This is a genomic window from Martinezella sp. CNPSo 3890, assembly GCF_057784455.1.
On sequence record NZ_JBXSOR010000013.1, the window covers coordinates 162,208 to 173,853 of the forward strand.

Genomic DNA, 11,646 nt, shown 5'->3' on the forward strand with positions numbered 1-11,646 from the left:
GCTTCAGGCGGCACACGCTCCACCAGTCTTCAGGATCGCCTCAATCCGGCGGGTCAACCTCAGGGCCTCGGCAAAGCCGGCGACATGGGACGTCGAGTTCCGGATGTCGTCACGAAGCGCGGCATAGACGCCACCGACATTCACGGCTGATGACGGCAAGCTTAACAGCTCTCTCTCGTCCACGTCCATTTCCTTCCCGTTGATGTGCAGGCTGAGCCGGCGAGACTGGAAGCCTCGCGCCGCACCCCCCTGCAAGTTGAGCGTACCTTTTTCGCCGACGACCTCAAATCGGAACGGCGCTTCGGGATTGCGGCCGCCGGCGACCTCTATGCATACGGAAACGCCTTTAGCCGTGGCGCCCTGGAACAGAAGATGGTCATACGTCGTCCGCTGTTGTTCCTGTCCATGTTGGCCAACGGTGATGGAAGGATACTGGCGCGACACCATGCTGTTGAAGGCAACGGGCTCGTCTAAAAGGTTGAATGCCAGATCGAGCGTATGAGCGCCCTGTATGGTCACGAGGTTGGCGAAGTTTTGCGGGTTTTCCAGATAAACATATGGGTCTGGAACCTCTGGTCCAAAGCCAGTGGTCGATGAATAGATGTTCGCGCTCAGCAGGCGGCCGATGACGCCGCCTTCGATCAGCTCGCGAGCGCGTTTGACGGTGGGGCTGCCTCGCAATTGCAACCCGATCGCCGTGTGAACGTTCGCAGCGTCTGCAGCCTTGCAAAGCTCTTCCGTTTCCCGTTCGCCCGCACCAAGCGGCCATTCGCTGTAAACGTGCTTTCCGCTCTCAAGCGCCGCGAGGATCATGTTTCGATGATCTGGGACCCGCGTGGCAACGGTGACGATGTCGACATCTGTAGCGCGGGCAAGATCAAGTCCATTATCGTATGCCCTGACGCCATAGGCTTTCTCCGCTTCATTGGCCGTCTCCCGAGATCTGGTGGCGACGGAGACCAGCTCCAATCCCGATAGTCCCTGAAGCGCCGGTATGTGGGATTCTCTTGCCCAACCGGATTTCGCATTCGCTCCAATGACGCCAACTCTCAGCGCTCTCATCGCATTCCTCCTAGATGAAAATCCCGTTCGCATGGACTAATGCCGATCAGTCCCGGAAATCGGTGCTGCGGGTGACGTCCTCCCACGCATCGGTCTCCGCACGCACGTCATCGAGTTTCTGGCGCAGCTGGTCGAGCGCGTCGCCGCCGATCAGCAGATGAACCGGCGGATGCTCGGCTTCGACGGCTTTGATGATCGCTTCCGCGCCACGGGCCGGATCGCCGATCTGTTTGCGGTGGCCGGCAGCCGTCCCTTCTCGGGATTTCCCGGCCGTGTCGTTGTAGTCGTCGATGACGATCGACGAAAATTTCATCGACTCCGGCCCACGAAAGTCCGTTCGAAAAGCACCTGGCGCAACCACGGTGACGCCAATGCCGAGCCCCGCGACTTCCTTTGCCAGCGTGTCCGACATGGCTTCCAGGCCGAATTTGACCATGTGGTAGTAACCGACGCCCGGATAGGTAACGAGGCCGCCGATCGAACTGACATTGACAATGTGCCCTTGCCGGCGCTTACGCATGCCAGGCAGGACTTTTTTGATCAGGTTGACCGGGGCGAACAGATCGGTCTCGAAGAGTGCCCGCATTTCAGCTTCCTCGCCCTCCTCGATCGCGGCCAGGTAACCGTAACCAGCATTGTTGACGAGGACGTCGACGCGTCCGAACTTGTCGATTGCGGCCGCGTAAGCTCTGTCGATCTGGTCTTGCTGCGTGACATCGAGAGACGTGATGAGAACCGCATCGCCATGCTTGTCAGCGAGGTCGCGAAGCTGGTCCGGGTTCCGAGCCGTCAACGCCGCTCGGTATCCGGCCTGAAGAACCTTTTCTGCGATCGCTCGACCCAGGCCTCTGGATGAACCGGTAACCAGCCATACAGCGTTTTTATCGATCATGACGAATTCTCCATTGATTATGCGTTAGATCGCGCAGTCCCGGCTTTCTCAGCCAGAACCAATGCAGACAGGAGCAATTCACTTAAGTCGACTCGGCGCTGGATGTAGCCGCCTCGCCTGAAGAGGAGTTCCAACTTTTGGTTTCAAATCCTGCGATGGGAGTGCGGAGCCCCTGCGCATCAGGGCGAAGAGGCGACACAGGGCGCGGAAAATACCTTCAGGTTGGGAACTCTCCGAGCCACAGACTTCAAATTTCAGCGAACCCGTTCTTCATTCTACGGCGCGACTAGGCTAGCAAGGCAAAAGAATGATCCGACAGTCCAGGCGCAATCTCAGACTGGGCGACTGAGGGCCGGTTTGATCTCAAGATCGTCGGATCAATATCGCTAACGGCATCATGACAGGTGAAACATGGTCGACATCTCCCTCGAAACACCCGATCAGACGGACGCGCGCCTCAGGCGTCTTTTCCCTCGCACAACCTTGCGCGAGTTCGATCAACCCTACGGCTTTGTCGAATTCGGTTTGGACGAATTCCCTTCGCACGTGTTCGCTGATGCTCTTGCCCTGATCCGGAACGAACATTGCTGGAGCCAGCTCGTCCCGACGTCGAAGGGAGGCGAGCAGTTCAAGATCTTCAGCTTTCATTTTCCGCCGGACGAAGACAATAGCGGCTTCGTCGGCTGGCTCGCATCGCACTTGAAGAACAAGTTTGGCACCGGCGTCTTCGTCATCTGCGGGCAGGATACTGGCCACGGCGGCATCTATGACTATTGGGGTTGCCCGATATCGCTTGCTGACGAAGTCTCTACCGAGTTAGCGTCCCTCAGAGCGTCGGGCGCCTGAGGACTGATATGTGTTTAAAACGAGACGCTCGAATGGTGGGATTTCTTCCGACCTTCGATATGGCGAGGGACTAAATGGATCGGCTTTCCGAGCTCGAGATGTTCCTTGCGGTCGTCGAGACGGGCGGCTTCACGGCAGCCGCCCGGCGAGCCGGCACGTCACAGCCGGCAGTGAGCAAAGCGATCGGTACGCTTGAAGATCGCCTCGGCGTTGCGCTTTTCAATCGCAGCACCCGAAACGTCACCCTGACCGACCAGGGGCGAAGATATTTCGACCGAATGAAACCTCTGCTCGAGGAGATTGAAGACGTCAATCGAGAAGCCATCGGCAGCCGCGCCGATATGTCGGGATCGATCCGCATCGCGGTACCCACCACGTTCGGTCGACTACACATTCTGCCCATCATTCCGAAGTTGCTGGCCGCATATCCCGATCTCCGAGTGGACCTGGTTTTGTCAGATCTTCGACGGGACATGGTCGAGGATCGGGTCGATCTGGTGATAAGAGTGGGGGCTGTCGAGGAGCCCGATGCCATCGTCAAGCGCGTAGCAACGACCCCCCTCGTGTGCGTCGGCTCGCGGCAATATTTCGAAAAGCACGGAGTCCCCTCAGAGCCCGCCGAACTGGCGCATCACAATTGTCTCGTATACGGCGGCTTCGAGGAGGCAGCGAATTGGCCGTTCGTCGGCCCGAAAGGTCATTTTAGCGTCGCTGTGCGCGGTAACCTGACCTCCAACAGTGTGGAGACGATCCGGGCAGGTGTGCTCGCCGGCGTCGGAATTGCCCTGTTCACAAAGGCGTCGCTTGTCGGCGAGCTTTCGCATGCTGATGTGGTGACTATCCTCAACGAATATGTCCAGGCCACCAGAGACATCAGCTTTGTCTGGCCCAAACGTAGGTTGGTCTCCGCCCGGGTCCGACGCGTGACAGACTTCTTGGCCGGGTCCCTCGAAGGGCAGTTCTGACTCATCAAACGTTTGGCAACGCGGGATTGGTCGCCCTTGGACCTAGTAGCTATTTATTCCATCCGAATATGAATATCATACTGATTTCATTGGTTATCGCTGTTTTCGGCATGCGCTATGAAAAATGATCGTCGCAATCAGAAGGAACGATCATGAACATTTCACTTACGGGCCGTAGCGCAGTCGTGACCGGGTCCACCGCAGGCATTGGCCGGGCGATCGCACAAGGTTTGGCGCGCGCCGGTGCCTCAGTCGTTATCAACGGCCGCAGCGAGGGCCGGGTCGCCACCGCGGTCGCTGAGATCAAGGCGCTCTTCCCAAACGTCGGGATCACCGGAGTCGTTGCGGACGTGGCAACGAAGGAAGGCATTGCGATCCTCGCGTCCGAGGCCCCAAATGCGGATATCCTGATCAACAACGCCGGCACAGCCAATCCCAAGCCGTTCTACGATCTCACGGACGAAGACTGGCTGAGCCTGTTTCAGCTCAACGTCATGAGCAGCGTTCGTGCAGCGCGTCATTATCTGCCTAAGATGACGGAGCGCGGCTGGGGCCGGGTCGTGTTCATCAGCAGCGAATCAGCGCTCGCAATCCCGAAGGACATGATCGACTACGGGATGACAAAGACAGCGCAGCTGGCGATTTCGCGAGGGCTTGCCGAAACTGTTGCCGGAACGGGCGTGACGGTCAACTCGGTGCTTCCCGGTCCGACGAGTTCAGAAATCATGTCGAACTGGATGAAAGCAACGGCCGCCTCAGAAGGCATTACTCAAGAACAGGCTGAGCTGAACTTCGTGAAGACCATGCGGCCAACCTCGCTGCTGCAACGGTTCACGACGACGGAAGAAGTGGCCAACATGGTCGTCTATCTGTGCTCCGAGCAGGCATCCGGCACGACCGGGTCCGCCATGCGCGTCGACGGCGGCGTGCTCAGGCAGATCGCCTGAACCGTCCATAACCGTAGCTGTTAGGAACAAGACTATGGCCACATCACAGAACGAACTGAAGCGTCCAGATTCACTACCTACCCATGACCTCACCGGACAACACGTGGTTGTTGTCGGCGGGAAAACAGGAATAGGGCTCGGCATGGCTCAGGCTGCTCACGCGGCGGGAGCGAGGGTGACGGTCGCCAGCCGGCGCTCGGCCTCTGTCGCAGACCATCCGGAGCTAGCACCTTTCGAGCAACTGGTGCTCGACATCAGTGATGAGGACGCCGTCCGGGCAGCCTTCAACGCCATCGGTAGTCTGGATCATCTGCTCGTCGCCGCAGGTCCGACCGACGGCAGTTGGGGTGCCTTCATGGACGAAGACATGCGGGGCGTGCGCAGCTATCTCAACAGCAAGTTTCTTGGCTCCTGGGCATGCGCACGCTATGCGGCTCCAAACCTTTCCTCCAATGGGTCCATCACCTTTCTGACTGGAGGGATCGCGGCGCGTTCGAAGATAGGCATGACGGCCGTCACGTCGACGTTTGCCGCCGTCGAAGCACTGGCGCGCTCGCTGGCACTCGAACTCGGACCGATCAGGGTGAATGCTATTCGGCCCGGGTTCATCGACACCGATCTGTGGAACTTCTTGTCTCCGACAGATGCTGCGGACGTCCGTGAGAAGGTGCGGACCAATTTCCCGGCGCGCACGATCGGCTATCCGGCCGATATCGGCCATGCTGCCATATTCCTGATGACCAATCCGTATGTAACCGGCACTGTCCTTGAGGTCTCTGGCGGCGAGACGCTGGTCGACTGGTTGTTCTAGGCGCCTGCAACCCGGCTCGTCTCAGCTCCAGCACGGCGGGGTCCCGATGTTATTTTTCAGCGCCTGCGTGAATGCCTTGACCTTGGCAGGCGGTGCCTGGAGGGCGCGCAGGAGGTAGATACCAGAGGGCTTCTCATTCCATGCCTCTCCCGATATCGGCAGGCGTACAAGATCGCGTGCTTTGACCGACGGTCCGGAAACCCAGCTTGGCATAAACGCAATGCCCATCCCGGCCAAGGCTGCCCCGTTCAACGCTTCAAAATCGTCGGACCGGAAGACGACTTGTGCACAAGCCTCTCCCGTTGGCGCGCCGAGAACTGCAGACCATCCCAGAAGATCGTTGCCATGCAGCTTGTCGAGAAGGCGATGATTGCGAAGGGCTGCTTCAGTTTCCGGCACGCCATGCTGCTCAAGATAGGCAGGGCTTGCAACGAGGATGCGATCGTGCGGTGCCAGTTTGGTGGCGATCAGCGTGCTGTCCGATAGCTCGCCCATTCTCACCACAAGATCCAGACGCTCCGCGACCGGGTCGGCCAGCCTTTCCGTCAGATCCAGCTCGACATGTAAGTCTGGATATTGCCGTGAAAGCGACGCCAGAACGGGAATGACATATCGCTTTCCGAAGGTCGGGAAGCAGGCGATCCGTAACGTACCGCTGACCGCGCCATCGAAAGCTGCCACCTCGGCATGCGTATCGGCCAGGTCATCGAGCAGGCGCTGGGCTCGCTCAAAAAGGTGACGCCCCGCATCCGTCAACGACAGTGCCCTTGTCGAGCGGACAAGGAGCGGGACGCCCAAGTCCTGCTCAAGCGCATCGATCTGTCGAACGATAGCCGAGGGCGTGACAGCCCGGCGCCGCGATGCGGCCGAAAAGCTACCAGCCCGAACGACATCGACGTAAACCGCCAGATGTTCAGCGAAGCGTGGATCCCTCATCTTTGCCTACGACGCAAAACCGTTCCGACCATTCAGTTGGTTATCATCCACGGTCATCAGGCGCACATTCCTTCTCGTCAACGGGCAATTTGCTCACCAAACAGAAGGAACACTCCGATGGTCAAGGTCCTCGATACAATTCTCTCACAATCCGCCTATTCCGCAGAGATCGACGTTCCGCTCGAAAAGGTCAACATCGCCGATTGGCTCTTCACCCTGCCGGAAGCGGAATATCTGCGCTGCTGCCCACCCGACCACATTGCAGCCGGCGTCACTTGGACCGATGACGGCCGTAGGATGTCGATCAATGTCGAACAGATCGGCTCGGGCCTGGTGGTACAGCACTATGTCGCCGAGGTCGCCGAACCAGCCTATTGCCGGATGAACTCGATCTCCGACGTCTTCACCGCCAGCGGCAGAACCCAGGTCAATGTCGTCTGGGAACTGATCGCGGAGAAGATCGACGACAGCAGGACGCGCTACACCAACAAGGTCACTGCTCATCCGACTGAGGCCTTCATGAGCTTCATTCAAGAGCATGGGGTCACTTACGAAGACGCTGCAGCTGCCCGTCAGGCCGCAGGTGGAGACCATAACCGTCGCGAAACGCCGCTGTTTGCCGCGAGCATCGCCCGTCGCGCACTTTCGAAGTAAGGGGCCTTGCGATGAAAGCGATTATATTCGATGACTTCGGAAGTGCCGACGTGTTGCGGCTAGCGGATGTCCCTATGCCCGAAATACGCCCGGACGATCTCCTGGTGAAGGTGATGGCGGCAGGCGTCAACCGGGCTGACCTTCTTCAGCGGGAAGGCGTCTACGGCTCTCAGACTTACGGCGATAGCAGCATTCTCGGCCTTGAGGTCGCAGGAGAGGTGATCGCAGTCGGAAGCGCCGTCAGCGGCTTTGCCATTGGTGACCGCGCCATGGGGATTGTCGGTGGCGGCGCGTATGCCCAGTATGCGCGGCTCGACAGCGGCATGGCTGCTGCCATCCCGCATGGCATGTCCTTCACTGATGCGGCCGCCGTCATGGAAAGCTTTGTAACCGCCTGGGAAGCGCTAGCACATCTCGGGAGGATCGCGGCGGGAGAGACCGCCCTCGTGCATGCTGCCGCAGGCGGTATCGGATCGGCCGCGGTCCAGCTTGCTAAGTCGAATGGCGCCACGGTGCTCGCCACCGCATCCGGCAACAACATCGAGAACGTCCTGAACCTCGGCGCGGATGCGGTGTTCGATTACAGGAAGGTCGACTTCGAGGCTGAGATCGTTGACGTGACAGCCTCACGCGGTGTGGACCTGATCATCGACTTTGTCGGCGGGTCCTATCTCGCCCGCAACATCCGAAGTCTGGCGCCTGGCGGCCGGCTTGTTCAGGTCGGACTGTTGGGGCGTGACGACAACGCCATCATTCCCCTCGCTACCCTTCTTCACAACCACCTGCAAGTACTGGGGACGGTGATGAAATCCAGATCGCGCGATGGGAAGAGAGCGATGGTTCGGCGGTTCAGGGACCAGGTTCTGCCTATGATGGGGAAGGACTTCCGCCCCGTTGTGGGCGCGCTCTGTCCGCTCGCGACTGCCTCGGATGCCCATCGTCGGATGGAAGCCGGCGGCGTATTCGGCAAGATCGTTCTCTGTGATTTTCATGAGTAATGCCGGAATCCGGTGCCTTAGAGCTCTTGATGGGAGCTGGACGCACGACCCGTAAAGCAGTTGACACCAAGGCGCTGAAAATACGTGATAACGTCCTGTATCCCATATAGGACCAGCCAAATGAACGACGTTACTGAAGTTAAAAAGATGCCGCCCTTTCCGTCAAGAGGGTTGCTGATCGCTTCCGCGAACATGTTGAAATTCGTCGGACACTCCGGCTTTGAAGCATTGCGATTAGAATGGGATCTGCAAGATTCCGACGCCGGAGCGGGAAATAGTTTGATGGCTAGGGCCACGTCGCTCGCAAGCTATGCCCTGAAAAATCCGGAGCTCCGTACGCCCGATGGTAATTACATTCAGTCCGAAATTGTCGCGAAAGCAGGCGAGATCTACCGCAACGGTTGGATGACGAATATCAGCGAAAAAGAGCGATCCGCTTTCAAGATGGCCTCCTCAAATGCGGGTTCGATGAACGACGTTTCAGAGTCTGGCGTCATTGCTGTGCCGGCAGGGGATTTGTTGTCAACTACCCCGGCAATTTCCCCCGTGGTATCGCCTCAAAGCAGCCCCTTGAAACGCAAGATCTTCATTGTGCACGGGCACGACGAGGGGGCGCGGGAAACCGTCGCGCGCTTTCTAGAAAAGCTGGAATTCGAAGTGATTATCCTTCACGAACAGGCTAATCGCGGGCGAACGGTGATGGAAAAAATAGAGGCGCATGGTGATGTGGGCTTTGCCGTCGTGCTTCTCACACCAGATGATGAAGGCCGAAAGATCGATGGAACCCTGCAATTCAGAGCACGTCAGAATGTCATGCTCGAACTAGGCTATTTCATAGGTCGTCTCGGAAGATCAAACGTCTGCGCGCTTACACGTGGTAGCGTTGAGCTGCCGTCTGATTTCGCTGGTATCGTTTACCAACCTATGGAAGATGGTTGGCGGGCAGCCGTCGCGCGCGAGCTTGCGGATGCAGGCTTCGAAATCGACTGGGAAAAAGTTTCCCGATCCTGACCTCGCAACTATTCATAGAAACCACTGTTGTCGACGCGAACGTTGACGCTGTCGCGAATTATCAGCTGCGGCTCAATGACACGTGCCTTCATTGTTGCTGTATAAGGATAGGCGTCAGACAAAATGGCACCCATATCGTTTCGAATATCCGATCTGGAGCCATACTGAAGCTCGACGTAAACGGTGCCATCCACAGCAAGCTCGATGAATTCATCATCAACAATGGTGATTGTGTATTTGTTTACCTCATGGCCGTCGACCGACGTGTGCGTTGACAGCTCATCGAGCTCTTGCAAGGTCTCCGAGAGCAGCGTGTCCAAGACAGCATCGAATACCTCTGCCCTCAACGAGCGATGCACCTCTTCGCGGCAGGCTCGAGCCGCCTCATAGATGTCCAGCAGACCATCAAGGGAGTCGTCGACGAGCACGCGGATATTTTCATCGTCGTCGAGAATAGTGTTTTCTCGCACGTGCGTTGAACGGTTGAGGCGGTCAATGGAGTTTAGCAGTGGGCGAGCGATCTTACTGACATCGAGTTTCAAGACATTCTCTACGAAGTCTGCTGGCAAAGCGCCTTGCACGATATAGGTGACCCGCTGCATTCGGGTCGGTCCTTTAGTATCCTTGACGAGCTCGTACCAGTTGCACGCAGTCACGCGTCGATCGGGAGCCATTGAATGAAGCACGTGACCTGTTAGCTCACGAATGGCCGCCGCACAAAGATTGCCTCGGATTGGATTGTCACTTTCACCGACAAGGAAAGCCCCCTCAAGCACGGTCCTCATGAAAGCGTCGTCGGGATGTTCGGCGGACAGCAATTCCCCTTTCGCACGAATCTCCAACCAGTCTGGGACTTTGTAGGGCATAGCAATATCGCCTGTTCATCTTTTCGTGCTGTGGAAGAGCACCGTCAATTAAATTTGCAGATGCTCGGCTTTGCGAAATGAGGCCAGCACATCCGACGAAAACCAGAATACAGGGGATCGGAGACCAAACCCTCTGTCGCTCTGCTCACATCTATTAATGCGTCACCGTGCGCACGATCCGGCTGGTGGGGAAAGGCACGACCATGCGTTTGCCCAACTCTGCGGAGGCGTGGATGAGGATGAAACTGTTAAACGGTGTTCCAAAACCTTCGGCGATAAACTCAACGATATCGCCGTTTTTGTCTTCCAGCCGCAACGTTCCAGGGCGCGACATACGTCTGCCGCCAAGGGGCACAAATTCCGCAAGCGGGCTCAATCGATCAATCTGGTCGGGCAATTTCAACGAACCGAAGCGCTTCTGAAAAAGGGGGGAAAGCTCGGCTCGGCGAACGGCGGAGCGCATCCCTAGGACAGGACATATCTCAACCGGATTGAGAACGATGACAGCGCAAGCGCGCTCGTTGCGCCGGACGTATTCCCGCATGGAGGCATAGGCGGACGCGCCAAATTTCTTGCCGAGCGCAAGGGGAACCTTGATACTGAATGCACTATCCGCAGCCATTTCAGAAAAGCGCTTATCCTGGAACAGCACGACAGACGCGAAAATATTCGCCTCGCGTTCGAACTGGTCGGAAACGTCAGGTGACAGCGACTTGTCGCAGTCCTGGATCCAGCGAAAAAGCCTTGATTGATGCGGAATGTGCTTGTGGCCCGCCTCGTGCAGCTTGAGGAAATTCTGTTTAGATTCGGCGACCGTCTCATCGATATGGATCAGGTCTTCTTGGACGTCGAAGATACCTCGAACCTTCTCGATCGCAGATTTGATGAGGCCTGCCGCCCGCTCTCCGAACTCGCGGGCATGCCGGATGAGCGAACGTGGATCGAACGCGCTCATCGGCGCGACGCGAAGCTGCGCGGCGCCAAGCAGGTCAGGGACCGGCGTGGGTAGCCGGTCCCATGCGCTTGCCTTGTTCAACAGATCGGTCGCTGCACGATGAATTGCTACATACTCACTCGCAGTGAGCGAACTGTCGTCAGGCTTCAAATGGTCAATCCTTCTTCGAACGCAAATAACCAAGGTATTTCAACAGTTCGGACTCTTCGGCTTGCGTCAGGTTCAATTCAGCAAAAGTCGCAGCCCTCCCGTGGCGCTCAAAATCGGTACGCGTCGTAGTTATATAACCTGCTAACTCCATCAGTTTGTCGTAGTCCACGCCATAAAGGTTCGCGAGGGCATAAAGGATGTTTGGGGACGGCTTCTGAATCTTTCCGTTCTCAATCTGGCTTAGATAAGCATTTGAGACTTCTTTATTTGTCGCCTCTTCGACTCCGCGAAGAGTAAGCTTTCTATCTGTGCGGATTGACCCGAGATATTCTCCAAGGGTGACTTTCACGGCTCTCCTCTTTCGATGACAGCGCTTCGGGCGCCAGCGCTGCCAGTGGATTTCGCGGCGCAAGTCATTTTATCTCGAATGCTTGATAAGTCAAGCATGCGTCTCATTTGCTATCTTTATCAAGCATGCTATTTTATTGCTTGACATACTTAGCACGCTTGAACGATGATGCACGTACTGACCAGCCGCGGTGGATTGGTCAGC

The 11,646-nt window shown here is 57.3% G+C and carries 13 protein-coding genes; 7 read left to right on the plus strand and 6 right to left on the minus strand.

Translation table 11 applies throughout. The annotated features are described in order from the left end of the window. Window positions 1-3 precede the first annotated feature (3 nt). Together AC13RC_RS25420 and AC13RC_RS25425 are read right to left on the minus strand one after the other, a co-directional pair. On the minus strand, window positions 4-1,095 hold the full coding sequence (locus tag AC13RC_RS25420) for a Gfo/Idh/MocA family protein (RefSeq protein WP_488558844.1): 1,092 nt from the start codon (window positions 1,093-1,095) through the stop codon (window positions 4-6). Between the two features lie 13 nt (window positions 1,096-1,108). Next, the gene (locus AC13RC_RS25425; protein ID WP_488558845.1) at window positions 1,109-1,954 is read right to left on the minus strand and encodes an oxidoreductase; all 846 of its coding nucleotides are present in this window, start codon (window positions 1,952-1,954) and stop codon (window positions 1,109-1,111) included. Window positions 1,955-2,365: 411 nt separating this feature from the next. Between AC13RC_RS25425 and AC13RC_RS25430 the strand changes: the two genes are divergently transcribed. The 4 genes from AC13RC_RS25430 to AC13RC_RS25445 all read left to right on the plus strand — a co-directional run bounded on the left by AC13RC_RS25430 (window position 2,366) and on the right by AC13RC_RS25445 (window position 5,523). Next, entirely contained in the window at window positions 2,366-2,800 is a 435-nt protein-coding gene (locus AC13RC_RS25430) for a DUF6196 family protein (protein WP_488558846.1), read from the plus strand. A gap of 74 nt (window positions 2,801-2,874) precedes the next feature. Then, the gene (locus tag AC13RC_RS25435) at window positions 2,875-3,765 is read left to right on the plus strand and encodes a LysR family transcriptional regulator (RefSeq protein ID WP_488558847.1); all 891 of its coding nucleotides are present in this window, start codon (window positions 2,875-2,877) and stop codon (window positions 3,763-3,765) included. A gap of 152 nt (window positions 3,766-3,917) precedes the next feature. After that, the gene (locus AC13RC_RS25440; RefSeq protein WP_488558848.1) at window positions 3,918-4,712 is read left to right on the plus strand and encodes an SDR family NAD(P)-dependent oxidoreductase; all 795 of its coding nucleotides are present in this window, start codon (window positions 3,918-3,920) and stop codon (window positions 4,710-4,712) included. A gap of 34 nt (window positions 4,713-4,746) precedes the next feature. After that, window positions 4,747-5,523: an SDR family oxidoreductase gene (locus AC13RC_RS25445; RefSeq protein ID WP_488558849.1), complete on the plus strand. Its 777-nt coding sequence runs from the start codon at window positions 4,747-4,749 to the stop codon at window positions 5,521-5,523. 21 nt (window positions 5,524-5,544) lie between these two features. On the opposite strand, the gene AC13RC_RS25450 is transcribed toward AC13RC_RS25445, so the two are convergent. Next, window positions 5,545-6,459, minus strand: a complete 915-nt coding sequence (locus AC13RC_RS25450) for a LysR family transcriptional regulator (RefSeq protein WP_488558850.1) — start codon at window positions 6,457-6,459, stop codon at window positions 5,545-5,547. Between the two features lie 117 nt (window positions 6,460-6,576). Between AC13RC_RS25450 and AC13RC_RS25455 the strand changes: the two genes are divergently transcribed. From AC13RC_RS25455 to AC13RC_RS25465, 3 genes are all read left to right on the plus strand, one after another. Next, window positions 6,577-7,113, plus strand: a complete 537-nt coding sequence (locus AC13RC_RS25455) for a hypothetical protein (RefSeq protein ID WP_488558851.1) — start codon at window positions 6,577-6,579, stop codon at window positions 7,111-7,113. An 11-nt stretch (window positions 7,114-7,124) separates the two neighbouring features. Beyond that, complete coding sequence (locus AC13RC_RS25460; RefSeq protein ID WP_488558852.1) at window positions 7,125-8,111, plus strand: NAD(P)H-quinone oxidoreductase; 987 nt, start codon at window positions 7,125-7,127, stop codon at window positions 8,109-8,111. 120 nt (window positions 8,112-8,231) lie between these two features. Next, on the plus strand, window positions 8,232-9,122 hold the full coding sequence (locus tag AC13RC_RS25465; RefSeq protein WP_488558853.1) for a TIR domain-containing protein: 891 nt from the start codon (window positions 8,232-8,234) through the stop codon (window positions 9,120-9,122). A gap of 8 nt (window positions 9,123-9,130) precedes the next feature. On the opposite strand, the gene AC13RC_RS25470 is transcribed toward AC13RC_RS25465, so the two are convergent. The 3 genes from AC13RC_RS25470 to AC13RC_RS25480 all read right to left on the minus strand — a co-directional run bounded on the left by AC13RC_RS25470 (window position 9,131) and on the right by AC13RC_RS25480 (window position 11,442). Next, a complete protein-coding gene (locus AC13RC_RS25470) occupies window positions 9,131-9,988 on the minus strand; it encodes a pPIWI-associating nuclease domain-containing protein (protein ID WP_488558854.1) in 858 nt (285 codons plus the stop codon). A gap of 154 nt (window positions 9,989-10,142) precedes the next feature. After that, window positions 10,143-11,093: an ImmA/IrrE family metallo-endopeptidase gene (locus AC13RC_RS25475; RefSeq protein ID WP_488558855.1), complete on the minus strand. Its 951-nt coding sequence runs from the start codon at window positions 11,091-11,093 to the stop codon at window positions 10,143-10,145. A gap of 4 nt (window positions 11,094-11,097) precedes the next feature. Continuing rightward, on the minus strand, window positions 11,098-11,442 hold the full coding sequence (locus tag AC13RC_RS25480; protein WP_488558856.1) for a helix-turn-helix domain-containing protein: 345 nt from the start codon (window positions 11,440-11,442) through the stop codon (window positions 11,098-11,100). Window positions 11,443-11,646 lie beyond the last annotated feature (204 nt).

Coding starts and splice junctions, on each gene's coding strand:
- AC13RC_RS25455 (WP_488558851.1), top strand. CDS start 6,577: ATGGTCAAGGTCCTCGATACAATTCTCTCACAATCCGCCTATTCCGCA.
- AC13RC_RS25435 (WP_488558847.1), top strand. CDS start 2,875: ATGGATCGGCTTTCCGAGCTCGAGATGTTCCTTGCGGTCGTCGAGACG.
- AC13RC_RS25470 (WP_488558854.1), bottom strand. CDS start 9,988: ATGCCCTACAAAGTCCCAGACTGGTTGGAGATTCGTGCGAAAGGGGAA.
- AC13RC_RS25445 (WP_488558849.1), top strand. CDS start 4,747: ATGGCCACATCACAGAACGAACTGAAGCGTCCAGATTCACTACCTACC.
- AC13RC_RS25465 (WP_488558853.1), top strand. CDS start 8,232: ATGAACGACGTTACTGAAGTTAAAAAGATGCCGCCCTTTCCGTCAAGA.
- AC13RC_RS25440 (WP_488558848.1), top strand. CDS start 3,918: ATGAACATTTCACTTACGGGCCGTAGCGCAGTCGTGACCGGGTCCACC.
- AC13RC_RS25420 (WP_488558844.1), bottom strand. CDS start 1,095: ATGCGAACGGGATTTTCATCTAGGAGGAATGCGATGAGAGCGCTGAGA.
- AC13RC_RS25430 (WP_488558846.1), top strand. CDS start 2,366: ATGGTCGACATCTCCCTCGAAACACCCGATCAGACGGACGCGCGCCTC.
- AC13RC_RS25460 (WP_488558852.1), top strand. CDS start 7,125: ATGAAAGCGATTATATTCGATGACTTCGGAAGTGCCGACGTGTTGCGG.
- AC13RC_RS25425 (WP_488558845.1), bottom strand. CDS start 1,954: ATGATCGATAAAAACGCTGTATGGCTGGTTACCGGTTCATCCAGAGGC.
- AC13RC_RS25450 (WP_488558850.1), bottom strand. CDS start 6,459: ATGAGGGATCCACGCTTCGCTGAACATCTGGCGGTTTACGTCGATGTC.